Here is a 24,181-nt window from a genome sequence, read left to right on the forward strand (position 1 = left end):
CCGGACGCGGACGCGGCTCCCTTCAGTTCTCCCTGAGCCCGGCTGCCCGCTGGCCCTCAAGATGACCGCGGACGCCCCCGAGGACGCAGATCGGGCGTCCGATCACCCAGCCTCAATACGTCACTGTGACGAATCAATATGGACATCTCGGCCGTCGAAGATCAACGAGGACGTCAGCCTTGGCTCACTTCGCCGACTCGGCCAGCCCTGCCGGTCACCTTGCGACCTGACGTCGCCAGGCTGGACCCAGTTGTCGCGAATGGGTCGTTCAGGACGAAAAGTGTCAGGAGTGACCCATTCGCGACACTTCGGAAGACGGCGAGCGGGCCGAGATCCCCCGCGAGGGGTTTCCGGACCCATCACTCCGTTTCATGCATAATCACTATTATGCATGAAACGGAATATAACCCAGTGTAAGACTGTCGGTGCCATGCGGTACAAGATTCCCATGAGGGTTTCCGAGGCACAGCAAGCCTTTTTCGCCGCACGTCGTCCCCGTAAGGATTCTCCTCACACCACCGACGCGTACCGTCGCGACCTCGCGGGCATCACCACTCTTCTACTCCGCGAGCAGGGCCGCTCCCCTGACGAACTCACTGTCGAGATGCTCACCGCTCAGGCCCTTCGCAACGCCTTCGGCGCCTTCGCGGACACCCACGCCAAGAGTTCGGTCTTGCGCGCTTGGTCGACCTGGAACCAGTTCCTCACCTTCTGCGTGTCCGACGGGTTGCTCGCGGGCAATCCGATGGGCGCGGTCGCCCGGCCGAAAGCCCCACCGTTGACGCCGAAACCGTTGCGGGGCGAGGAAACCCCGGAGCAGCTGCTCGCGGCCGCCGCGGACGGTTCGCGCCGGACGCGGGATCCCTGGCCGGAGCGGGACGTCTTGGTGATCGCGCTCGGGCTCGTCGCCGGACTGCGCGCCGCGGAGATGCGAGCGCTGACGACGCGGTCGCTGGTCGGCCGCCAGGGTGAGATGCGCCTGCACGTCCACGGCAAGGGAAGTCGCGATCGGTCCATTCCGGTGCAGCCGATCATGGAGAAGATCATCGAGGAGTATCTGGCCTCTTGCCGCCGTCGCTTCGCGCAGCAGCGGTTCGGGCCCTCCACTCCCCTCCTCCGGGATCGTGCCGGCGAGCCGATCGGCCGCGGCGCGCTGGAGTACCTGGTCAAGTCCTGCTACCGGTGGGCGGGCCTGCACGACCGCGTGCCGGTCGGGGCGAACCTTCACGCGTTGCGGCACACGTTCGCGACACGGCTGGCCGAGGATGGGGCGACGGCGTCGGAGATCATGGCGCTGCTGGGGCACGCGAGCCTGGCGACCAGTCAGAACTACATCGAGGCGACGGGGCGTGAGCAGCGGGCGGCGGCCGCGAGCAACCGGACGTATCGGGCGCTGGACGGGATCGTGTAGGTCAGCGGAGCTGTTCGAGGTCCTTGGCCGCCTGGGCGATCTCGCCGGCGAGGTTGCGGAGCTCTGCGATGGAGGCGCCGTCGTCGGCCGCGGTGACGACGTCTTCGGCGGCGCAGCGGAGCTGGAAGAGCCTGTCCTGCAGGGTGGCGATCTCGGTGTCGGAGAGGACGACGGCGTCTTCGGGGAGGCCGCTGCGCTGCAGGGCGGTGCGGCGTTCGTAGGCCCGCTGGCGACAGGATTGCCCGCAGTAGCGGCGGCGTCTGCCGACGTTGCCGCCTTGTTCGAGCCGACGGCCACACCATCCGCAGTGCTTGGGTGCCCCCGCGCGGCGGAGCTCGGACACCTCTTCGGCGGACGTTTTCGGGTGTTCGGCCACTTCCCTCACGAAGCAGACCCTAGCTGGCCATCGGACGCTCACGCCGGGGCCACGACCGAAGTGCACACTAGTGGGGTGCCGACACTGTTTCCGTACCTCGCCGACCCGCTTCCCCGTGCCTTCGCTCATCGGGGTTGGCACCTCGGTGAGCTGGAAGGACTGGAGAACTCGTTGCCGGCCTTCCAGCAGGCGGTGACTGAGGGTTACCGCTATCTCGAGACGGATGTGCACGCGACGTCGGACGGTGTGGTGGTCGTGCATCATGACGCGTCGCTGGACCGGACGACCGATGGCGCGGGGTTGATCTCCCGGCAGACGTGGGCGCAGCTGCGGACGGTCAAGATCGGCGGCCGTGCGCCGCTGTCCCGGCTGGAGGACGTCCTTGAGGAGTTGCCGGAGGCGCGGTTCAACGTCGACGTGAAGTCGAATCACGCGGTGGTGCCTTTCGTGCGGGCGGTCGAGCGGGCCGGGGCCCATGACCGGGTCGCGGCGGCGTCGTTCTCCGATGCGCGGTTGGCGCGGATCCGGAAGCTGGCCGGTCCGAAGCTGGTGACGGCGATGGGGCCGCGTTCGGTGGCGGTGATGTGGGCGAACGGGTTTCTGCCGTTGGTGTCGTTGAGGGCGTTGTCTCGGGGCGCGATGGCGCAGGTGCCGGTGCGGCAGGGCCGGTTGAAAGTGGTGGACCGGGCGTTCCTGCGGCAGGCGGCGCGTGGGGGTTTCGAGGTGCACACGTGGACGGTGGACGATCCGGCGGAGATGCGGTCGTTGCTGGATCTGGGGGTGCACGGGATCGTGACGGACCGGCCTGATCTGCTGCGTGAGGTGCTTCGTGAGCGGGGCGCCTGGCTGTCCTGACTCGGTTGCCGCTCCCCTCGGGTGCGCTGGCAGCGTCCCGAGCGCCCGCCCGAGACGCTCATCGTCTCGAACGTGGCGCTCGGGACGCTGCTCCCGCAGCCGCGCGGGTGGTCACCGGGGTGGTTTGCCGTTCCAGGCGGCGTCCCAGGTCTTGGGGCCGAGGCGGCCTGAGTCGTTGATGCCGTTGGCGCGCTGGAGGGCGAGGACGGCTTCGCGGGTTTTGTCGTAGTAGCAGCCTGTGCCGGTGAAGCCGTAGCCATAGGCGTTCATCCGCAGTTGGAACTGCTTGAGGGGTGCCGCGCAGTCTCCGTAGGCGTAGACGACGCCTGGCCAGTCGGGTTTGGGTCCGCCGGGAGGGGCGGGCGGGGTGGGTTTCGGCTTGGGCGGAGGCGGCGGGGCGGGTTGTCCTCCCCCGCCGATGTAGGCGGAGTCGTCGTAGGACGGGACGCGTTTGCTGCGGGCGTCGTCGTCGTTGCGGAAGCCGAGTTTGCCTGCGCATTCCCAGGGTTGCCAGCCGCGCATGCGGTAGAGGTAGAGAGCCCGGTAGTCCTGTTCGCGGGGGCTGGCCTGGTCGGGTCGCCCTTGGCCGCCGACGCTGCGCCAGGTGGGCAGGTCGAACTGGTAGGCGCCGTAGTAGCCGTTGCCGGTGTTGATGTTGTAGCGCCCGCTCGATTCACACATGCGGAGCTTGGCCCAGTAGGAGCCGTGGGGATCCGCGGCGGCGGATCCGGTGGTGGCGATCTGCAGGCCCGTCACGGCGAGGGCGAGCAGGAGCGTTCTCGCCACTACGCGGTGTGCTGTGCGAAGGCGATGGGTCCTCATGAGCGGAACAGTAAATAACGGACACTTGCTTCACAAGAGTCACAGCTTGACCACCAGCCTCACATGAAACACACGTGGTTCGTGGCAGCGACACGCCGACGAAGGTCGGGCAAGTGGCCGGGAAGGGTTCGTCAAACGTCGAAACGAACACGGTCCGGACTCGTGCCGGACAGGCGGGTGTGATCACCAGTAGTCTCCCGCTGACCTCGACGTTTACGACCTCAGGAGCAGTGCATGACGGTGGCCGTGACCCGTGACCGCAAGCGGGTGTGGCGGGCTTGGTACCTCTACGACTGGGCCAATTCGCCGTTCTATTCGTCGGTCATCACGGTGTTCGGTGCGCTCTATTTGAGCGATATCGCGTCCGCGGATGCCAAGACGAATTTCACCCTTAACGGGGACAAGGCGTGCACCGATTCGAGTGGAGCTTCGAGCACCCTGCAGAACTGTGACGTCTCGTTGTTCGGGCTGCATTTCCCGGCCGGGTCGTTGTGGGGGTATCTGCTGTCGGTCGCGACGGTGACGCAGGTCCTGGTGTTGCCGATCGCCGGCGCGATCGCGGACCGGAGCAGGCACAAGCGGCGGATTCTCGGCGGGTTCGCGTTCCTGGGCGCGGTGGCGTCGGCGGCGATGTTCTTCATCGCGGGGACGGACTGGCAGGTCGGTGTCTGGACGTTCATCCTGGCCAATATCGGTTATGGCGGTGCGCTGGTCGTCTATTACTCGTTCCTGGTGGACATCGCGGAGCCGGATGAGCGGGACGCGGTGTCGTCGAAGGGTTGGGCGTTCGGGTATCTCGGCGGTGGTCTGGCGCTGGCGCTGCAGCTGGGGTTCTTCATGGGGCATGGCTTCTTCGGGGTAAGCGAGCATCTGGCGATCCAGATCTGCTTCCTGACGTCGGGGATCTGGTGGGCGGTGTTCACCGTCCCGGCGGTGCGCTCACTCCCCCAGACTCATGTGCCGACGTCGGCCGAGCGGGGTCTGTCGGTGCTGACGGCGGGGTTCAAGGAGCTGAAGCAGACGATCAGGGAGGCGAAGGCCTATCCCCTGACGCTGGCGTTCCTCGGGAGCTACCTGATCTTCACCGACGGCATCACGACGGTGGTGTCGGTGTCGGCGCAGTACGGGAAGGACGAGCTGAAGTACAGCACTCAGGTGTTGATCGTCACGATCCTGGTGATCCAGTTCCTGGCGTATGCCGGGGCGATGATCCATGGGGCGATCGCGGCCCGTGTCGGGGCGAAGAAGACGATCTTGGGCAGCCTGGTGGCCTGGGTGGTCGTGTTGTGCTTCGCGTTCTTCATCGAGGCCGGTCAGCCGCTGCAGTTCTACGCGGTGGCGGTCGGGATCGGGCTGGTGCTCGGCGGGACGAACGCGTTGTCGCGGTCGTTGTTCGGGCAGATGATCCCGGAGGGGAAGGACGCGCAGTACTTCTCGTTGTACGTGGTCGGTGAGCGGGGCACGTCGTGGCTGGGTCCCCTGTTGTTCGCGGCGGTCGGGCAGATCACCGGTTCGTTCCGCTGGGCGATCATCGCGCTGGTGATCTTCTTCGTGCTCGGTTTCGTGTTCGTGTGGCTGGTGCCGGTGCGCCGGGCGATCGAGGCGGCGGGTAACCGACCACCGGCGGTGCTGTGAGGACGGAGCGTGCCGATAGGGTCGACCGTCGTGACCGTACTGAAGGAGAGTGGCCCGGACCCCACGGACGCGTTGTCGTCGGTGCCGGTGGCGGGTTCACGGCGGGGTGTGCCGGTCGTCGGGAAGTTGAAGTTCTGTTACGGGCCGATGGACTGCGGGAAGTCGACGCTGGCGTTGCAGATCGACCACAACCACGCGCGGCAGGGTCGTCGCGGGATGGTGCTGGTGCGGCATGACCGCTCCGGTGAGCCGCAGATCACCAGCCGGATCGGGTTGACGCGCAAGGCGATCGAGGTGGGGAACGAGACCGATCTGCGGTTGCTGGTGCGTGAGCAGTGGGCGGCGGGGCGGCACGTGGACTACCTGATCGTCGACGAGGCCCAGTTTTTGTCACCTGTTCAGGTGGATCAGCTGGCTGAACTGGCCGATGACGTCCAGATAGACGTGTACTGCTTCGGGATCGCGACGGATTTCCGGAGTGTGTTGTTTCCGGGGGCGGCGCGGTTGTTCGAACTGGCGGACGAGTTGCAGCCGGTGCAGGTCGAGGTGTTGTGCTGGTGCGGGCAGACGGGACGGTTCAACGCGAGGGTGTCCGACGGTGAGGTGTTGCGGGCCGGGGACACCGTGGTGGTGGCGGATACCGAGCAAGCGCTAGTTGAAAGTTCATCGGTATCACGTTCCGAGGGTGAACTGAACACTGTCCGTTATCAGGTATTGTGCCGTCGGCACTTTCGACTGGGCGACCTGGGGCCTACCTCGGCCCAACACGGTCAGTTACGGTTGACGTGACAGGCGTACTACTAGCCCATCTGGGGGATATCCGCACCAAGATGGCCGTATTGACGTCACGCCAGAGCGCGAAACCACTCCTACTAGGAGAAGCTGTTGCCACCGGGTGACACAGCTCATCGTGAGCAAGGACATGGTGTCCAGGGAATCCTCTGGCCCACTCCGTCGTTGCATAGGGTGAGCATCACCCTGGCTCCACCCGGAGCTGACTGAAAGGACCCCCATCATGGCCGACCGTGTTCTCCGTGGAAGCCGGCTGGGAGCGGTCAGCTACGAGACCGACCGCAACCACGACCTCGCCCCTCGGCGCACCGTGCGCTACGCCTGCCCCAAGAACCACGAGTTCGAGGTGCCCTTCTCCGACGACGCCGAGATCCCCTCGGTGTGGGAGTGCAGGCTGCACGGCAGCGAGTCCGAGATCGTGGACGGCGGGCAGCCGGAGCAGAAAAAGGTCAAGCCCCCGAGGACGCACTGGGACATGCTCCTGGAGCGCCGCTCGATTCCGGAGCTCGAAGATCTGCTCAACGAACGTCTCGCCGAGCTGAAGGGACGAAGGACCACCCGGTCCGCCTGACGCACGGCACAAGTAGCTAGCCCCACCACGAACACGGCGAAGCCCCCGCGACCTCCCTCCGCGGGGGTTTCGTCATGTCCGGGGTCAGGCGACCGCGACGAGCGGTGCCAGCGCCTCTCGCAGTCGCCGCAGGTGCTCCGGCGGTGATTCGAGCAGCGGAAGCCGGACCGTCGCGTGCGGGATGACGCCGAGTTCGGCGAGTGCCGCCTTGGTAATGATCGCCCCCTGCGAAGTCCGCATGATCGCGTCCGCCAGCGGGTGCAGTGCGGCGTTGAGCGCCCGTGCGGTGTCGAGGTCTCCCCCGCGTACGGCGCGGATGAGCTCGGCGTTGCGGTCGGCGAAGGCGTTGCCCACGACGCTCACGAGCCCTGTGGCGCCGGCGGCGAGGTAGGGCAGGTTGAGTTCGTCGATGCCGCAGTAGTAGGCCAGCGGGGTGCGTGTCATGACGGACATCGCTTCGAACAGGTCGCCCTTGGCGTCCTTGACGGCCCGGATCTTGGGGTGGCGGGCGAGTTCGACGAGGGTGGCCGCTTCCATGGTCGTCCCGGTGCGGGCGGGGACGTCGTAGAGCATCACCGGGAGTTCGGTGGCGTCGGCCACCGCCAGGCAGTGCGCCACAATTCCGGCCTGTGTCGGCTTGGAGTAGTAGGGGCAGACGAGCAGGAGCGCGTCGGCCCCGGCCGCCTCGGCGTCCCGCGCGCGGCGGATGCTGGTGGCGGTGTCGTAGGTTCCGACGCCGGCGATCACGCGTGCCCGGTTCCCGGCTTGGTTCGCCACGGCGCGGACGAGCAGGGCGGCTTCGGTGTCGGTCAGGGTGGGTGACTCGCCGGTGGTCCCGCCGACGACGATGCCGTCGCAGCCGGTGGCGAGCAGGTGGTCGACCAGGCGGGCGAGGCCGGGTTCGCTGAGTGTGCCGCCGGGTTCCATCGGGGTGACCATGGCGACGAGGTTGGAGCCGAAGAGCGATTCGGTCATGCTGCCGATCCTGTCGGCGCCGATACCTGCGGTCCAGCGATGCTTTTTGGCCAATAGTGCGTAGCCTGGCTTCATGATCGAGGTCGGAGCCTTACGGGCACTGCGGTCGGTGGCCGCGCTGGGAACGCTGGCACGAGCCGCGGACGAGCTGGGCTTCACTTCCTCGGCGGTGTCGCAGCAGATCAAACGGCTGGAACGCCAGATCGGGACGCCGGTGCTCGCTCCGGCGGGGCGCGGCGTCGTGCTGACTCCGGCCGGGCAAGCCGTCGTCGACTCCTCTCTGGAGGTGTTCCAGGCGCTCGAGCGTTGCACCGAGGCCGCTCAGTCGGTCGCGGAGGGCGCGCCTCGTGGCGTCCTGCGGGTGGCCGCGTTCTCCACCGCGATCCGCGGACTGCTCGCTCCCGTCCATCCACGGCTGCTGAAGCGCCACCCCGACCTCCGCCTGCGGATCACCGAGCAGGATCCCGGCCAGGCGCTGCACAGTGTCGACGCCGGAACCGCCGATCTCGCACTCCTGCACGACGCCGACGGTCTGCCGGTCCCGCTGTCGCCCGCCTTGTCCCGGCACCTGGTGCACACCGACCTCGGTGATGTCGTCATGGCCGAGACGCACCCGCTGGCCGGAGCCGGGTCACCGCTGGAGGGTGCGGACCTCGCCGGGCACGCGTGGGTGACCAGTCCGCCCGGCACGGTGTGTCATCAGTGGTTCCGGCGGCTGTTCGCCGGTTCGCCCGAGGAACCCGACGTGCGGCATCTGGTGGACGACTTCTCCACGCAGCTGTCGCTGGTCGCCTCGGGCGAGGTCCTCGCGCTGATCCCGCGTTTGGCGCGCCCACCGTTGAGTGACGGACTCGTCGCCCGGCCACTGCGGCGCCCGCCGACGCGCGAGGTGCACGCGGCGTGGCGTCGCAGCGCCGAGGCCAGCCCGGCGATCAAGGCCGTGCTGGCGGAACTTCAGGCGGCTTGATCGAGGGGTGTGCGCGGCGATTCGACAGAAAGGGCAGGCCGGTCTCGCCGGCTGGTGTTGCGAAAGTGGCTTTCACAACACCAGCGTCCGCTCTAGCGCAGTGCGGCGTCGGTCCAGGTGATCGTGAGTGGCGATTCGGGTTCTAACCCGAATCGCCACTCACGATCACCCCTGCCCAGCGCGGCCCGGCGGCACCGCGCGTCGCGAAAGCATCCTTTATGGACGGTCGAGGAGGGTCGGCCAGGAACTAGGAGGGTCGGCCAGGAACTAGGCGGCTTGATATCCGGGGATGTCCTCCGCCCGGTGGTAGACGTCGAGGCCGCGGGACAGCGCGATGGCGACGTCCTGGTCGGCGCCGGTGGATTCACCGGGCAGGCGCAGGACGGCGTCGCAGTGGTGCAGCAGCCTGTCGGCCGTCGGGTACATGACCTCCTTGGCGACCGGGTCGGCCACGGTCTTCCCGCCCGCGCCGCGCAGCACCGGGAGCGCGACCCACTCGCCGATCATCGGCACGTGTCCGCTGCGGAAGATCGGCCAGGCGGCCTCTTCGAGCCGGGCGAGGTTGCGGGCGAGGAGTTCGGGGTCGTCGCCGGTGCCGGAGCGGAACGGGCCGGCGATGAGGATCATCAGAGGTTTGCTCATGCGGCGGAGCATAATGTGCAACAATCGGCAAGAACAAGGAGGAACGTGCAAATGCTGGCTGCGCAACGACGAGACCTGCTGATCGAACGCCTGAAGACCGAAGGCCGGATCGTGGCCAAGGACCTCGCCGCCGAACTCGGCGTATCAGAAGACAGTATCCGCCGTGACCTGCGAGAACTCGCCGATGCCGGACTCTGTCAGCGGGTCTACGGCGGAGCTCTGCCCGTCTCCCCCGCCACCGCCGACTACGCGACGCGGATGGCGGTCAGCGTCGCGGGCAAGGAACGGATCGCGAAACGTGCAGCAGCGTTGATCCGGCTCGGATCGACCGTCATCCTCGACGGCGGCACCACCGCGCTCGCGCTGGCGAAGGCTCTCCCCATCGACCTCGAAGCGACGATCGTCACGCACAGTCCCACGGTCGCGGCCGCGCTCGTCACGCATCCGAAGGTCGAGGTGTTCCTCATCGGCGGACGGCTCTTCAAACATTCCGCCGTCACCTGCGGAGCGGCCGCGGCGGAGGCGGCGGACGGGATCAACGCCGACCTGTTCTTCCTCGGCGTCACCGGCGTGCACCCCGAGACGGGACTCACGACCGGCGACTCGGACGAGGCCGCGATGAAACGCACGCTCGCCAAACGTGCCGCCGACACCTACGTGCTGGCCAGTTCGGAGAAGATCGGCGCGGCCTCGCCGTTCACCGTGCTCCCCCTGTCCGACGTCGCGGGCGTGATCACCGACGCGGCGCCGGACGAACCGACGGTGCAGGCGCTGGGGAAGCTCGGCGTGAGCGTGCTGGGCGTCAGCCCTTCTTGACCAGCCCGCGAAGCTGCTGCCAGCGACGCTTGATCCCCCACACGCCGACCAGGACGATCGCCTCGCGCACGACCGAACCGCTCATCTTCGACTGACCGACCTCACGTTCGGTGAAGGTGATCGGCACCTCGACCACTTCGAAGCCGGCGAGCGCCGTGCGGAACGCGAGGTCGATCTGGAAGCAGTAGCCACGCGAGGCGATCTCGTCGAGCGGCAGCTTCTCCAGCACCGTGCGGCGGTACGCGCGGAAGCCGGCGGTGATGTCGTTGATCTTGGTGCCGAGCGCGATCCTTGCGTAGAAGTTCGCCACCCAGGACAGCGCCTTGCGCTGGAATGGCCAGTTCACCGTGCTGCCGCCGGGAACGTAGCGGGAGCCGATGGACAGGTCCGCGTCCTCGAGTGCGGCCAGCACCCGTGGCAGATCCTCCGGCGCGTGCGAGCCGTCGGCGTCCATCTCGACGATGGTGGCGTAGTCACGGGAGAGACCCCAGCGGAATCCGGCGACATACGCGGCGCCCAGACCGGCCTTCTCGGTCCGGTGCATGACCTGGATCCGCTCGTCGGCCTTCGCGAGTTCGTCGGCGATGTCGCCCGTCCCGTCGGGGCTGCCGTCGTCGACGACGAGGGCGTTCACGTCCGGGAGTGCCTTGAGCAGACGTTCCAGGATCGGGCCGATGTTCTCCCGCTCGTTGTACGTCGGGACCACCACCAGCACCGGGTCGATTCCCTGGGCCCCCCGTGGCGCCTGCGCCATCCGCTTTTCCTCCGTGTTCCGGCGGGTCAGCCCGCCGCTTCCCTCGTTGCCTTGGCGGCGCTCGCGCGCCGGGTGCGGAAACGGAGCACGTACCCGCCGGTAACCCCGGCGATCGCCAGGGCCAGCAGCCCGTACTCCGTCGTTACACCGAGTAGATCCGACAGCGTAGTCTGCTGCCTCAGCGGTACGCGCCCCACCAGGGAGTCTGCGGTGAACAGGCTGGTGGAGGCCGTGATGGAACCGTCCGGGGCGACGATCGCGCTGACTCCGCTGGTCGCGGAAACGATCACAGCCCGACCGTGTTCGACCGCCCGCAGCCGCGACATCGCCAGCTGCTGGTAGCTCATCTCCCCCGGTCCGTACCAAGCGTTGTTGGTCGGCACGACGAGCAGTTCCGCGCCGTCGGCGACCGATTCGCGCGCCGGGTAGTCGAACGCGGTCTCGTAACAGATGAAGACGCCGACCTTGGTCCCCGCGACCGACAGCGCGGCGTTGGCGCCGTTGCCCGGCTTCATGTTCGCGACGCTGTCGACGAACGGGGTCACCAGCTTCGCGACTTCACGGGCCGGGACGTACTCGCCGAACGGGACGAGCTGCTGCTTGGCGTAGCGCTGGCCAGGGCCGGTGACCGGATCCCACACGAGCGCGGAGTTCTGCGCCGAACCGTCCGGCAGCCGGACCAGCGCGCCGATGATCGCCTGCGTGCCGTAGTCGCGGACCATTTGGTCGACGCCGGCGTCGCCGGTGCGCATGGCCATCGCGGTCTCGGGCCAGACCAGCAGATCGACCTTGGTGTTGCTCGCCTTGAGCTGTTCGAGCAGCCGGGCGCTCTCGTCGAGGTGATTGTTCCGGAGTTCGTCGCGGCGCCCTTCCAGCGCCAGCCCGATGTCGGGGGCGTTGCCCTGGACCGTGGCCACGGTGAGTTCGCCGTCCTGGGCCTCGGTGCCGACCGTCGGCCACACCGCTAGCCCGGCCACCACCGGCACGAGCGTCAGTGCCGACGTGGCCACGAGCGACCGGGCGGGATCGGCACCTTTCAGCCGCAGGCACAGGGCCGCGAGACCGAACCCCGTCAGCACGACGGCGAGACCGACCAGCGGAGCGCCGCCGATCGAGGCCAGCGAGACGAACGCGCCTTCGGGCTGGCTGAACGCGACGCGGCCCCACGGGAAGCCACCGAAGGGGAACCAGGCGCGGGGCGTCTCCAGGGCGACGATCACCAGCGCCGCCCACAGCGGTCCCAGCGGCAGCCTCCACACGACGGTGGCGAAAGCGCCGCCGAAGCCGAGATACACCGACAGCGCCATCGCCAGCCCGAGCCACGGCCACGGCCCGAAGTCCGGACCGAGGAAGTCCAGCAGCCAGGTCAGCAGGGGCAGGAAGAACCCCATCCCGAAAACGAACGCGTAGCCGAACGCGCCACGGAACCGGCGTCCGTGGACCACCAGCGCGAAGCCGGTGAACGCCAGCGGTGCGAGCCACCACAGCGGACGCGGCGCGAAACTCAGGTACAGCGTGAAGCCCGACGCTGCGGCGACGAGGAAACGCAGGAGCCAGGCGCGAGAGAACCGCTTCCGGGACGCTGCTTCGGGGGCCACGTTCGTGACGGTCTCAGACACGCCTGAACCCTAGGCCGTGCGGGTGAACACGTCGTGGATGACCTGCCCGTCGCGGACCGTGCGCAGACAGCGGGGCAGCGTCGCCCCCTCCTCCAGGTTCGGCAGCGGCGGCACGCCCGCCCGCGGGTCGGTCGACCAGCGCTGCACCCGCGAGTCCGGTGTCGCGACGACGAGGTCCGTGGCGTCCCAGATCGCGTAGTGCGCGGGAGCGCCGGGGACCAGGCTGCCGGTGACGCCGTCGTTGACTCCGGCGGCGCGGTGTCCCGCGCGGGTGTGGGCGGTGAAGGACGCGCGAGCGGACAGTCCCGATCCGGGGGTGCGGTGGTAGGTCCCGGCGCGGACGGTGGCCCAGGGGTCGACAGGCGTGACAGGGGCGTCGGAGCCGAAAGCCAGCAGGAGCCCTTCGGCGGCCATGGCGGCGAAGGGATTGAGTTTCGGGGCCCGCTCGGTACCGAGGCGATCGACGTACATGCCGTGCGGGCCGCCCCATTCCGCGTCGAACTGCGGCTGGACCGAGGCGACCACACCCCAGCCTGCGAGCTCCCGCGCCTGGGCGACGTCGATCATCTCGACGTGTTCGAGCCGGTGGTGGCGGGCGGCCAGTGCCCGGCGGCCGACGGTCTTCTCCGCGAGCCGGAATCCTTCGACGACCTCGGCGACGGCGGCGTCGCCGATGACGTGGAAGCCGGCCTGCAGTTCCGCCTCGGTGCAGGCGCTGATGTGCTCGGCGATCGCGGGGGCGTCGAGGTAGAGCGTCCCGGAGGTGCCGTGGACGTCGGTGTACGGCTCGTGCAACGCGGCGGTGCGGGAGCCGAGGGCGCCGTCGACGAACAAGTCGCCGGCCACTCCCCTGGCACCCAGTGCGCGGGCGGCGTCGACACCGCCGCGTTCACCCCAGTAGCCGACGACTTCCGGCAGTCCCGGTTCCGCGGCGAGCGCGAGCAGGTCGGTGAGGTCGTCGGCGCCGGAGATGTCCGGGCCCGCGCATTCGTGGACGCTGGCGACCCCGCGTGCGGCGGCCTCGGCGAGGAAGGCGCGCTGGGCTTCACGTCGTTGCCGAGGGGTGATCGCCTCGCGCATCGCGGCGCGGACGAGGTGGTGCGCGTCGCGGGTCAGCGGTCCGTCGGGCGACCAACCCGGCGCGTCGTGCACGCCGGTCGTGAGTGCGACCAGAGCGCTGGAGACGAGCGCGGAGTGGACGTCGACCCGGCTCAGATAGACCGGGGTCCCGTTCGAGGCCTCGTCGATCTCCGCGCGGCTGGGCAGCCTGCCGTCAGCCCAGCGGGACTCGTCCCAGCCGTGCGCGACCAGCACCTGACCGGGGCGGACGGCGTCGCGGACCGCGGCGAGCAGGTCAGCGGCGCCGAGGACGCCGGCGAGGTTCAACCCGGTGAGATGCAGGCCGGTCGCGGTGGCGTGGACGTGCGCGTCGACGAAGGCGGGTGCCACGAAAGCGCCGTGGAGGTCGACCACCTCGGCGTCGGGATGCAGTGCCTTGGCCGGGCCGTCCTGCCCCACCCAGACGACGGTGCCGTCCGTGATCGCCATGGCGGTGGCGTCGGGGGCGGAGGGGCTGTAGATGCGCCCGCCGAGCAGGAGCGTGGTTCGCGCTTTGGTCACCCTTCCGAGTTTGCAGCGTGCGGATGATCACGCCGTGGTTAGGGTCGATGAAATGAGCTGGGGAGCTGAAAAAACGAAGTCGGCCGTCGTCGGGACCACTTTGTCGGCGGCGTTGGGGCTCGGGGCGGTGGTCGTTTTCACCGCTGTCCGGGGCACCTCGATCCTGCGGCCACTCATCGCGCTGGCGGCACCGCAGGGCTGGCCGTCCGATCTGGTGGCGGTCTCACTGGTGCCGCTGGTCGCGGTGCTCGCCGCCGTGTTCCTGACCAGATGGTGGCCGTGGCTGCTGGTGGCGGGAGTCGTGCTGTCCCTCCCGACGGCTCTCGTCCATCTCTTCCCGGACCTGGGCGGGCATCCATCCCTGGCGATCATCGCGCCGGCAGGGCCGCCGGTGGTGCTGCTGGCGGTGCTCGCCGCGGCGCAGGATCTTCATCGGCGGGGCGCCCGCACGGCCGGGCTCGTGCTGATCGGGCTCACGGTGGGGACGCAGTTGTTCGCCGCGAGCCTGGCGGGTGCGTCGTGGCTGATGCTCGCGACCGGTGGCCTGGTCTGGCATCTGATCCTCACCGCGATGAGCGTGGCCGGAGCGGTGCTGGCCGTTCTCACGCGCGGTGCCCGTGCGCTGGATCCGGAGTGGCCCGAGCCGCGTCCGCTGTCGGCGAGGTTCGCCGTCGCCGCGATCCTGGCGGTGCTGCTGCCGATGGCCGCGCAGGCTGTCGACGTGCTGAAGGTCAGTGAACTCCTCGATCTGCCGGTCGAATCGATCGGCAGGCATCCGGAGGTCGTCGTGGCCATCGGCGGGCTGATCGTGCTCGTCGGCGGGATCATCGCGTGCGCGATCGCCGGATCGCGGGCGTTCTTCGCCGCCGCGACCTCGGCGAGTGTGCAGGTCGGGGCGATGGCTCCCCTGCTGCTGGCGGTGTACTCCGTGGCGTTCCAGCCGGTGCTGGGCTGGCTGGCGGCCGCGGTGGGTGTCGCCGCCGGATGCCTGGTGGGGGCGTCGCGGTGGAGGGTGCAGTTCGCCGTCGGCGGGGCCGTGTTGTCCGCGCTCGTGCTGTTCATCCTGGATCTGGGGACCGGCGGGGTGCCGGAGAAACTGATCGACCACGACGCGGCGATCCCTGGCGCGCTCCTGCTGGCGCTGCTGTGCGCCACCGTCGTCGCGGTGGTCGTCACGACCGGTCCTCGTCTCGCCGAGAACGGTGTCGTCGTACCCGTGCTCGGGCCGCTGGTCTCGGTGCTGGTGTTCGGCGGCGCCGGTGTGATGACCGCGGTCGGCGTCCGCGAGCAGAACGCGCCATCGACGCGGCTTGAAGCGGTTCATCACCTCGACTATTCGGCCGGTCTGCTGTTCCTCGCCGCTGCCTTGATCGCCGGAATCGCTGCCGTCGAACATCTTCGCGACCGTTCGAAGCAGGAGGCAGTGTCTGCCTGACACGCCCAGCAAGACAGGAATATTTACGTCGTTCGAACGATGTGACAGGATATTTTCACGCGTTTCCGACGACGAGGAGTACAAGTGACTGCGATCCAGGAACCGACCTCGCCGGTGGCCGCCTACGATCAGCCCTACGACTACACCCGAGTCGAACTGATCGAACCCGACTGGCGCCGCTTCCCCGGCTGGCACGACGTGACCGAGGCGGAGTGGCGCGACGCGCAGTGGCAACGAGTGCACTGCATCCGCAACGCCAAGCAGCTGCGCGCCCTGATGGGCGACCAGCTCGAGGAGCGCTTCTACGAGGACATGCTCGCCGACCAGCGCGAGATGGCCACGATGTCGATGCTGCTGCCGCCGCAGATGATCAACACGATGGCGCCCAACGCGGGCACCGACCCGGCGAAGGTGACCGAGGCCTGGTACGCCGACCCGATCCGCCGCTACATGCTCCCCGTGCGCAGCGACCGCGACACCGAATGGCCGAGCCACCCGCACTCCGAGCGGGACTCGCTGCACGAGGCCGAGATGTGGGTCGTGGAGGGGCTGACCCATCGCTACCCCACCAAGGTCCTCGCCGAGATGATCTCCACCTGCCCCCAGTACTGCGGGCACTGCACCCGGATGGACCTGGTCGGCAACTCCACCGAGCAGGTCGAGAAGCACAAGCTCTCGCTCAAGCCGGTCGACCGCCAGGACGCGATGATCGAGTACCTGAAGAAGACCCCCGGCGTGCGTGACGTGGTGGTCTCCGGCGGCGACGTCGCCAACGTGCCGTGGCCGCAGCTGGAGTCGTTCCTGATGCGGCTCATGGACATCGACACCGTCCGCGACATCCGGCTCGCCACCAAGGCGCTCGCCGCCCTGCCGCAGCACTGGATCCAGCCGAAGGTCGTCGAAGGCCTCGAGCGCGTCGCCGGCACCGCCCAGCGCCGCGGCGTCAACCTCGCGATCCACACCCACGTCAACCACGCGCAGTCGGTCACCCCGCTGGTCGCCGAAGCCGCCCGGACCGCACTCGACGTCGGCGTTCGCGACGTGCGCAACCAGGGCGTGCTCATGAAGGGCGTCAACGCGACCCCGGCCGAGCTGCTGGACCTGTGCTTCGCGCTGCAGGGCGAAGCGAGCATCCTGCCGTACTACTTCTACATGTGTGACAGCATCCCCAATGCCGAACACTGGCGCGTGGCCGTCTGGGAAGCCCAAGAATTGCAGCACGCGATCATGGGATATCTGCCCGGCTACGCCACGCCGCGCATCGTCTGCGACGTCCCGTACGTCGGGAAACGCTGGGTCCACCAGCTCACCGAATATGACCGTGAGCTGGGGATTTCCTACTGGACCAAGAACTACCGCACCGGGATCGAGCACGAGGACCCCGAAGCCTTGCAGCGTCACTACCCGTACTACGACCCGATCGCCACGCTGCCCGAAACCGGCCAGAAATGGTGGGCCAGCCAGCACGGCTGACTTCTATATGTGGCTAGATGAAACCGGTGGCCCCGAACGACGTTCGGGGCCACCGGCAACGGCAAGCCGCAGACGAATCGGGCAGTGCCTCACCTGGTGAACACCGACCGGGCTTTTAACCGGAGACGCCCAGTCTGCAGGGTTGGCCGGGTAGGACTTGAGACGCATCTCAGACTAGTCCAAGAACCATCTGACCAGCGCAGACGTCGCCAGTCTGGTCGACATTGACCTCCATTCTGCCCCAGAGATCCGGCCTGGCCATGCGCCGGTAGAGCCACCGAGAGACAACGGGCACCTGCGCCCAACTCAGAGCATCCAGCGGGTCGGATCTTCAGTGGTGACCACCCGGGGGCGGACAGGTGCAAGTGCTACCGATCGTGAAACGGCCCAGGAACGAACGAGAAGATCCAGAGTGGACACTCCAAGCCGAACGACGGAAAATTGGGTTGCAGCGCGAATCGACACTCTGAAAGCCGTCCAACATTCAAGGTTTTCCACCGCTTAAACGACACATCCTAAACAAATTCGTGCGCGCAGAAGTATTCAGTCTTTGTGGATCTTTTCCCAGTGACTTCATGCTTCGCATACTCCGTGCTTCAAAAGCAGGCAGTACCCTGCTTCTGATGACTGAGAGTAGTTGCATCCAAGTAGGACTCTGCTCGGCCACGCTGCGTCCTCATGTCGTCCGCTTTGCGAGAGGTGGCCACCTTGATCATCGACGCCATCGCCGATGCCGCGCTGTCCGGCAGGTCGACTTGGCCAAGCATCTCGGCGTGACGTGCTCTACGGCCAGTCCCATGGTCGACCGACAGCACAGCACCGGCACCCGACGAGAGATCGTGGTCGCCCTCACCCGTGAGGGAGATCGCGTCGTACGCCAGGTCACCAACCGGCGGTGCAAGGAGATCGCTAACTCTTGGCGAAAATGCCGGACGAAGCCCGGCAGGGTCCCATCGACGTGCTCACTGCTTTCGCCCAGGCCGGAGGCTAGCCACCCACCGACAACGGCCTCGAAGGCATCTGGACGTAAGTTCACGACATGCCTTCCGAGGCCGCAGTAATTCACATCCGGATCACTCGTCCATTGGAAGAGGTCAGGGCCACCAGTGCGGCTGGTGAGTGATCCAGCCGACAAGCTGGCGGTCGTCTGCCAAATATCGGCAGCCTGGCTACTTGGCTACTCGCCAGCGCTTTGAGCGCCTCGACCAGCCCTGTCTCCACGACCATCAGCGGCGGCAGATCGGCGGCTTGTAACAGTGGTGATCATGATCGCGGTCAGCGTCGGCAAGATGATGGCGACTTCCGTCGTCGAGGTGGCGTTCACAGGGCTGGCCTTTGCCGAACGAGATCACACCGCACTGATCACTGCACCCCACTCAGCCGGGACGCCGACATCCGGCTGGACCCGTCGTCCCAGTCTCGACAGGAAGGTTCGAGTCGCCCTCGACTCGCCGCTGGAAGACCTACGTGGGCTGCTGTTGCTGGGGCGGCTGTGCGGATCAAGCTGTCTACCACGGCTGGGCCGTGCTGCCGTCCGCCTCGAGACCCCACTTCAGCACAGCATCGTCTCCGCGCGCCGCGGCCAGCGCTTTTCCTGGTGACGCATCAGACCATTCCGTGTCCGCTGAGTTCACAGCGCACAGCGCGAGCCGCTCGGCGCTTCGCTGATCGCCCCGATCCAGCAACTGCTCGCTGACCGCCACCAGCCCCGCCGTTTCTCCCAGAACGGAGGCCGCCATGGCCAGAGACTCGGCTTGGGTGAAATCACCCCGCCGGGCGTGGAAGCCAGCAAGGGTCACGTACGCCTGGACGACGTCGTCTTCCGTCTGCGCGGTGTCCGCCGTCGACCAGGTGTCCGCGCCCGTCGAGAGCTCACGCGGCTGACCGGTTTCGAGCCGATCGAGCAGCCGCCGGACGACTTTGTGCTCACCGAGTGCTTCCAGGACGTCACGGAGCACTCGGATAAGGTGCGGCGACGCTTCGGCGATGACCGCGGCCTGGTCGTCGACCTCACGCGCACCGGACACTCTCGCCAGCAGCCTCCTCGCCCGCTCATAGTCGCCGGCACGCGCACCGATCAACGCAACGCGCAACGCGTCCTCGGGCGCGTCGGGATCAGGGACTCGTGCCAGTAACCGGCGAGCCGCGGTCTTGTCGCCTCTGTCTTGCCGTTCGTCCGCGAGCGTCCACACCACGCCGGGGTGGCCCTCGGCTGCTGCTTCCAAGGCGAGCCGCTCCGCGCCCTCGGCGTCCTCGAGCCCGTCCCGTCTCGTCGCGAATTCCGCCAGCGCCGCCCATCGCAGATCTTCGGGCAGGCCTTGGACCAATTTCTCCGCTTCACGGGGGAAGTCGCCGTCCCGCCATTCGGCGACAGACACGGTCGCTACCCATGACCCGAACGCGACGGCCCGCCGTGCGACGGCTTCCGCACCTTCCTTGTCCCCAGTGCTTTCCAGTTTGAAGGCTAGGTGGTCAAGGGCCTTGGGATCACCAAGTTCCCCGGCCTGCCGCAGCAACGACATCCCATCACCGCGACCACGGCCACTACCGTGCAAAGCCACCAAGGTCAAAGCCTCCGGCACACCAGCTGCGGCAGCCAGTCGTGCGAAGCGCTCGGCGGCGTCCGGTGCTGCCTCGAACAGGCGATGCGATGCGAGCGCACTCAGCTGTTTACCGGCGTCGATCGTACCGGTAAGTTCGTACAGAGCAGCGGCGATCCGCCACCGGAGCCGTGCCGCGGCACCGGCCGCCATCCGCAGCCGACTGTCCGAAGTCATCTCACTCTCGGCAACAGCCGTCCAGAACTCCGCGAGCGGAAACTCGAACCGGCGGTGCACCCGGCCGCGCTCGTCCAGGTAATCGTCGAGCCGATAGCCGGGAAGATCACGGCGGAGCAACGGACCGCTTGCCGCCCCCGGCTCCAGCAGGCCAGCGATCGCCGCATCGAACCAGGACGGATCCTCGTCGGCACCGCGCCGGGCGTCGCCGTGCAGATAGCAGCGCGTCGCGGCGTGCAAGAACGACGTCGAGAACCATTCGCCGTGCCCGAGCCTGCGTGCGTCCATCAGAGCGTGCACGACGGCCTGCGACGCTGCGCCAGCCGTCTCGTACCGACGCAAGAGGTCTGTCGCCCCGGCCAGTTCCTGCGTCACCGAGGTCCCCGCCAACCGGTTCGCCGCGGCCACCAGTAACGGATCACCTGACTGCCGCGCCACGGTGACCTCGGCGTTCGTGAACCGGTCCGGCACGCGAAGGTGGTTGCCCTCGAGGAGCTGCCGGGCCGAGGCAAAGGGGTCGACCTCGGCCTTTTCGGGCTCGTGGGTGAGTTCCTGCCAGCGGTCAGGCCACAACGTGCCCAGTACGAGGACAGGTCCGCGAGACTCGTCGCCGAGCAGCGCCAGTAGCTCGGCCGCGATCCCGGCTCGAACGTCCTCCGCCGGGTCGGCCAGGTAGCGCTGCGCCTCATTGAGCCAGACGACCGTCCGCGACCCGACCAGCTTGAGCTCCTCGAGAAATCGCCGGGGCGGCAGAGGATTCATTTCGGGCCACACGCGCCAGCCCGCATCGGCCAGGCTGGTCGCGCCCGGCCCGCTCCCGCGCCGGTGCAACGCCTCGTACAGAGCTCTGGTCTTGCCCGTGCAGGAATCCCCGATGAGGATCGCGCAGCCCGACCGGGCCGCTGGGCTCGTCACGCCAGCGACCAGCTCGTCCAGAGCGCGGTCATGGGCGCGGACCACGTACGCGGGAAGCACGCCGTCGCCCTGCACCGCGCTGTGCACCTCGAGATCCGACGCGGAGAACGAACCGATCGGCCCGCCGAGCGGTTGGCGGCTTTGTCCGGCACTGCTCTCGGCGGCCTCCCTCAACGGCCAGACGGCGGAGCTGTCCAGGACGTGCGCCTCCGGCACGAACAGCTTCCACTGTTTCGAACCCGACTTCTCGACTGTCGCATCGGTGACCAGCTGCCAGTGGCACAGTCCGGTGTCCAGGTCGACCAGCACCACGATCACCGGGACCGAGAACCGGAGCCAATACTTGAAGTGAGCGGCCTGGTCGCGGAACCACCAGCCGCCATCAGCCGGGGAACCGAAGTAGCTTCGACCGCTCTTGATCTGCAGCGCGATCAGCCTGCCGAGCATCTCTTCGCCGTCGACCAGTTCGACATGGGCATCGATCCCGTAGTCCTCGAGCGGCTGCTCACGGAACACCCATTGCAGGCCGGACTCGACCGCGTGCCTAGTCTGGGTCACCCCGGCGCTCGCGGTCCTCGCGGAGGCAGGTCGACGGACCATTCACCCATCTTCTCCCACGACCCGGTGCCCCGGCCACTCGCGGTCCGGAGCACCTTTAGCCACCCGCGTTGCGGTTCACCACGGGCACAAGAACGGAGACCTGCACACGGCCTACCGGTCCCGCCTGAGCTGAGTCCGGAACGATTCGCCCATCGCGACGAAGTCAACGGACGACATCCCGATCTCGACATCGCGCGCCGTCGGCAAGCTCGTGCCTATCAGTGCGTGATCATCGGGATGATGGAACAGCCATCTACGAGCGTTTCTCATGGTGACACCGTTGAACAGCGCAGCGAGGCGCGTTGAAGGTGGCCCTTCAGTGTCGAAGCGCCCTGCCACGATGACCTCGAAAGCCGTGTGTTCGGCGATCGGCAACGAGTCGGCCATGAGCAGCCCGACCTCGCGCGACAGCGGCAGCGCGAGCCCCCACGCTGTCGCCAAGGCTGGCGCGACCCCTGACTGATCGTCAGGGCGTCTGAGAAGCGCGAGCGGCGTGTCCGAGGTGAACAACCTCCGGCGGCTGAACCTCGTCAAGACCCATGGACGGCAGATGAGGTAACGAAACACATCCGGAACGACACGCAGCAGCTGCTCGATGTGACCTCGAGCGGACAACTCGATTGGCGGGCCGCTCTCCCTGATTACATCAGCCCAGAGCAGGTCCGCCTCCTCCTCGGTGATCTCTCTCCCCAGTCGCTCTTTGGCATGGTCGAAGATGCTGGCTTTGCCGGCCAGGCTCAGTTCCAGTTTCGTTGTCAGCGCGATGATCTGTTCCATGAGGCGCCGCTGATCTGGGCCACGCAGATACTGGACTGCGGCGAACTCGGCTACAGATCGCCGCGCCTCTTCACAGAGTGGCCACGTGCCCTTATCGAGTACTTCCCGAAAGACGGACGCTGCTTTAGCCTCCAGCTTGCTTAGCTCACGCTCGAAAAGGTCTGCGTCCTCGGCCTTCACTGTGTCGAGCGTGTAGAAGTTGTTTCTCGTCGCAGCGTCTCCGATCCGCTGCACGAACCGTTTTTCACCTGGAAGCTCGACTGTTCCCACGCGGCCGTCACGCGCGAACCGCTCCAGGTAGAAGCGAGGCACGGTGTGATGATGCCGAGCGACCTTGGCCATGTGAACCAGTCTAGGCGCGCGAACACGCTCAATGACTCACGCGAAGGACGAAACGTTACTCGTAGACTTCCTGTCGGGAGGCAGCCCTTCGCAGCCACCGTCAGACCAGGGCCGTTCGGCCCTAGTGGACCCGGGCATTTCGACCTGTCTCTACCGACAGGCGCTAACGACCCAGTCGGCCTGCGCGACGTTCGAGGTAGCGTGCGCCCATGAGGGTGCACCCACGTCGTGCACGGAGTGTCTCCCCCTTATGAATGAACCCAGTACGTCAACGCCAACACATCACAGCCCGAAGACGCACCGGATTCAATCGTGCTTGATCGCCGCACTTACTGTCGTGGCAGCGGTTTCCGCAGCCTGTTCCGCGACCAGCGGCGCCGGCAATCCCTGCCAGACGAGCAGTCAGGCCCCGCCGTGCTTCGACGGCTCAGGCCACTGGGTCCGAGCTGACGGAAGCATCGACACGTCATCCTCTCGAGGTAGCACTCGCTCGGCGCCATCGAACTCGTCAACATCAGTAAGCCCATCGAAACCTGTCGAACCGTCACAACTGCCTGCGACACTCACTCAGGGCGGAGCCCAGATAACAGTCAAGTCCACGCGGCTTGAAAGCTTCATTCAGCTGAACAAAACCAGCTATCGTCAGGGAAGCCCCAACGCGAAGTACACGGCAGAGCCCGCAGGCACCGGCTACAAATTCTTCGTTGTCACAACACATGTGCGCAATAACGGAGCCCGCTCCATGGACCTTACCTGCGCTCTTCCTGTCGCCACCAGGTTCGTCGACAAAAAAGGACGCGAGTTCGACACGATCGACAGCCTCTACAAGATCAAGGGAAACCCTGAATGTAACACAGGAGCGATCCAACCCGAGGAATCGGCGGAAATGACGTGGGCTTACCGCATCCCCGATAGCGCGGCCCCTGACAAATGGGGGTTCGTCGACGTCGAAAACGGCGGCTATGGCCAGACCGCCTACACGGGGATTCAACTCTGACGAGACCGCGGAGCGACACCTACCTACCCAGACTGTCCAGCCAGCTGTTCAGTGCTCGATACACGGGTCCGCTAGCCCGCCGGCAGCAGCACCTGGCCTCTTCCCAGGTTAACGGCTCAACAACGTCCGATCGTCAGGACCACAGCCAGCCTATAGGGCCTGAGATCCCGCCGTCGGGGAGCGACAGTCATCGCCGGGCCGAGTTCGGCAGCGAAGTCCTCCGGCACGAGCACGTCTTCACGAGTCAGGTGCACGCTTCGCTTCCCGAGCGCGGGCACTGTCGCGTTGCGCGTTACACAAACTGATCATCAAGGCTCAAAACGCCTCTACAGCTAGCTATTCTAGGCTCTCGCACCCATCGATGTAGTGACCCAGACTCATTTATTTCCTAGTAATGTAATATTAGTTATTTTCGGATTACTTGTGCCTCATCCTCGCTATTCCAGTGCTGCCGCCACAGCAACGTCCAGGTGTGGTGGGTTCATGAATCTACTGCCCCTCCTGTGCGGGAGGCTCGTAGGGAAGCGCCGCAGGAATACGCCTGTGCCCAAGCACGGCGCGCATGGTCGCCACGCAATGATCCCGAGCGTGGTCCACGCGCTTGCGATCGTAGTGCTCCTCGAGATTCATCGCCGCATCGTCGACGCGAACAGGTTTCTGCCATGCTGTCTTCATCTGTCCGCCGACCTGGACCTTCGCTTCGTTCACGAGCTGCCGGTAAGCGGCCGCGACCTTGGGCGTCTCAATGTCGAGCAGCGCCTGGTGGAACGCCAGCCGCGAATAGATCCTGCTCACCTCCTCGGTAAGCTGCTGACGCCCCTCCAAAGTTCCCGGGCGTCGCCGGATGCGGTATGGCATCTCCGCGTAGTCCTCGATGACGCTGAGCGCCTCGCTGAACGCAAGGGCGCGACGCTCACGGCGCGCGGCGCGCCGGTTCAACCCGTAGCTCAGCAGGGCGGTAAGCGCGGCGCCTAAGATCGCGAGCACCGCTGTCGTCTGCGCCGCCATCC

The 24,181-nt window shown here is 67.1% G+C and carries 20 protein-coding genes; 10 read left to right on the top strand and 10 right to left on the bottom strand.

Features of this window, described 5'->3' with window-relative positions; all coding sequences use genetic code 11:
• The first annotated feature begins 430 nt into the window (after positions 1-430).
• A complete protein-coding gene (locus AMYAL_RS0131790; protein ID WP_026467614.1) occupies positions 431-1,411 on the top strand; it encodes a tyrosine-type recombinase/integrase in 981 nt (326 codons plus the stop codon).
• Between the two features lies 1 nt (position 1,412).
• On the opposite strand, the gene AMYAL_RS0131795 is transcribed toward AMYAL_RS0131790, so the two are convergent.
• Entirely contained in the window at positions 1,413-1,796 is a 384-nt protein-coding gene (locus tag AMYAL_RS0131795) for a hypothetical protein (protein WP_026467615.1), read from the bottom strand.
• Between the two features lie 66 nt (positions 1,797-1,862).
• Between AMYAL_RS0131795 and AMYAL_RS0131800 the strand changes: the two genes are divergently transcribed.
• On the top strand, positions 1,863-2,642 hold the full coding sequence (locus AMYAL_RS0131800) for a glycerophosphodiester phosphodiesterase family protein (RefSeq protein WP_020635331.1): 780 nt from the start codon (positions 1,863-1,865) through the stop codon (positions 2,640-2,642).
• Positions 2,643-2,753: 111 nt separating this feature from the next.
• Here the strand turns inward: AMYAL_RS0131800 and AMYAL_RS0131805 are convergent, their stop codons facing one another.
• Positions 2,754-3,428 (bottom strand): transglycosylase family protein, encoded by a 675-nt coding sequence (locus AMYAL_RS0131805; RefSeq protein ID WP_020635332.1) that lies wholly within the window; start codon positions 3,426-3,428, stop codon positions 2,754-2,756.
• A gap of 270 nt (positions 3,429-3,698) precedes the next feature.
• Between AMYAL_RS0131805 and AMYAL_RS0131810 the strand changes: the two genes are divergently transcribed.
• The 3 genes from AMYAL_RS0131810 (at position 3,699) to AMYAL_RS0131820 (ending at position 6,462) form a co-directional block, all read left to right on the top strand.
• On the top strand, positions 3,699-5,099 hold the full coding sequence (locus tag AMYAL_RS0131810) for an MFS transporter (RefSeq protein ID WP_020635333.1): 1,401 nt from the start codon (positions 3,699-3,701) through the stop codon (positions 5,097-5,099).
• Between the two features lie 30 nt (positions 5,100-5,129).
• A complete protein-coding gene (locus AMYAL_RS0131815) occupies positions 5,130-5,888 on the top strand; it encodes a thymidine kinase (protein WP_026467616.1) in 759 nt (252 codons plus the stop codon).
• 226 nt (positions 5,889-6,114) lie between these two features.
• Entirely contained in the window at positions 6,115-6,462 is a 348-nt protein-coding gene (locus tag AMYAL_RS0131820) for an RNA polymerase-binding protein RbpA (protein ID WP_005151365.1), read from the top strand.
• A gap of 84 nt (positions 6,463-6,546) precedes the next feature.
• Here AMYAL_RS0131820 and dapA read toward each other — a convergent pair whose 3' ends face one another.
• A complete protein-coding gene (gene dapA / locus AMYAL_RS0131825; RefSeq protein ID WP_039795901.1) occupies positions 6,547-7,437 on the bottom strand; it encodes a 4-hydroxy-tetrahydrodipicolinate synthase in 891 nt (296 codons plus the stop codon).
• A 73-nt stretch (positions 7,438-7,510) separates the two neighbouring features.
• On the opposite strand from dapA, the gene AMYAL_RS0131830 reads away from it, so the two are divergent.
• Positions 7,511-8,404, top strand: a complete 894-nt coding sequence (locus tag AMYAL_RS0131830) for a LysR family transcriptional regulator (RefSeq protein WP_020635336.1) — start codon at positions 7,511-7,513, stop codon at positions 8,402-8,404.
• 267 nt (positions 8,405-8,671) lie between these two features.
• On the opposite strand, the gene AMYAL_RS0131835 is transcribed toward AMYAL_RS0131830, so the two are convergent.
• Positions 8,672-9,046, bottom strand: a complete 375-nt coding sequence (locus AMYAL_RS0131835) for a DUF4406 domain-containing protein (protein ID WP_245193173.1) — start codon at positions 9,044-9,046, stop codon at positions 8,672-8,674.
• 51 nt (positions 9,047-9,097) lie between these two features.
• Here AMYAL_RS0131835 and AMYAL_RS0131840 point away from each other — a divergent pair, with 51 nt between their 5' ends.
• On the top strand, positions 9,098-9,862 hold the full coding sequence (locus AMYAL_RS0131840) for a DeoR/GlpR family DNA-binding transcription regulator (RefSeq protein WP_020635338.1): 765 nt from the start codon (positions 9,098-9,100) through the stop codon (positions 9,860-9,862).
• Here the strand turns inward: AMYAL_RS0131840 and AMYAL_RS0131845 are convergent.
• Genes AMYAL_RS0131845 through AMYAL_RS0131855 form a run of 3 tightly spaced genes read right to left on the bottom strand, consistent with a single transcriptional unit; the run spans position 9,849 to position 13,855 of the window.
• Positions 9,849-10,616, bottom strand: coding sequence for a polyprenol monophosphomannose synthase (locus tag AMYAL_RS0131845; protein WP_020635339.1), 768 nt, complete (start codon positions 10,614-10,616; stop codon positions 9,849-9,851). The two genes, AMYAL_RS0131840 and AMYAL_RS0131845, sit on opposite strands and share 14 nt — an antisense overlap.
• A 26-nt stretch (positions 10,617-10,642) precedes the next feature.
• On the bottom strand, positions 10,643-12,235 hold the full coding sequence (gene lnt, locus AMYAL_RS0131850) for an apolipoprotein N-acyltransferase (RefSeq protein ID WP_020635340.1): 1,593 nt from the start codon (positions 12,233-12,235) through the stop codon (positions 10,643-10,645).
• 9 nt (positions 12,236-12,244) lie between these two features.
• Complete coding sequence (locus AMYAL_RS0131855) at positions 12,245-13,855, bottom strand: amidohydrolase (RefSeq protein WP_020635341.1); 1,611 nt, start codon at positions 13,853-13,855, stop codon at positions 12,245-12,247.
• Between the two features lie 52 nt (positions 13,856-13,907).
• Here AMYAL_RS0131855 and AMYAL_RS0131860 point away from each other — a divergent pair, with 52 nt between their 5' ends.
• Both AMYAL_RS0131860 and AMYAL_RS0131865 read left to right on the top strand, forming a co-directional pair.
• Positions 13,908-15,290 carry a hypothetical protein gene (locus tag AMYAL_RS0131860; RefSeq protein WP_020635342.1) on the top strand — a complete coding sequence of 461 codons (1,383 nt, stop codon included), beginning with the start codon at positions 13,908-13,910 and terminating at the stop codon, positions 15,288-15,290.
• 84 nt (positions 15,291-15,374) lie between these two features.
• A complete protein-coding gene (locus AMYAL_RS0131865) occupies positions 15,375-16,763 on the top strand; it encodes a KamA family radical SAM protein (RefSeq protein WP_020635343.1) in 1,389 nt (462 codons plus the stop codon).
• A gap of 1,508 nt (positions 16,764-18,271) precedes the next feature.
• Here AMYAL_RS0131865 and AMYAL_RS0131875 read toward each other — a convergent pair.
• Positions 18,272-21,013: a DUF4365 domain-containing protein gene (locus AMYAL_RS0131875; protein ID WP_020635345.1), complete on the bottom strand. Its 2,742-nt coding sequence runs from the start codon at positions 21,011-21,013 to the stop codon at positions 18,272-18,274.
• A 153-nt stretch (positions 21,014-21,166) separates the two neighbouring features.
• On the bottom strand, positions 21,167-22,174 hold the full coding sequence (locus AMYAL_RS46525) for a DUF4238 domain-containing protein (RefSeq protein WP_051137575.1): 1,008 nt from the start codon (positions 22,172-22,174) through the stop codon (positions 21,167-21,169).
• A gap of 337 nt (positions 22,175-22,511) precedes the next feature.
• On the opposite strand from AMYAL_RS46525, the gene AMYAL_RS49465 reads away from it, so the two are divergent.
• A complete protein-coding gene (locus AMYAL_RS49465; RefSeq protein ID WP_143267645.1) occupies positions 22,512-23,171 on the top strand; it encodes a hypothetical protein in 660 nt (219 codons plus the stop codon).
• 489 nt (positions 23,172-23,660) lie between these two features.
• On the opposite strand, the gene AMYAL_RS0131890 is transcribed toward AMYAL_RS49465, so the two are convergent.
• Entirely contained in the window at positions 23,661-24,179 is a 519-nt protein-coding gene (locus AMYAL_RS0131890) for a hypothetical protein (RefSeq protein ID WP_143267644.1), read from the bottom strand.
• Between the last annotated feature and the right edge of the window lie 2 nt (positions 24,180-24,181).

Source organism: Amycolatopsis alba DSM 44262 (assembly GCF_000384215.1).
Classification (GTDB): Bacteria; Actinomycetota; Actinomycetes; order Mycobacteriales; family Pseudonocardiaceae; genus Amycolatopsis; species Amycolatopsis alba.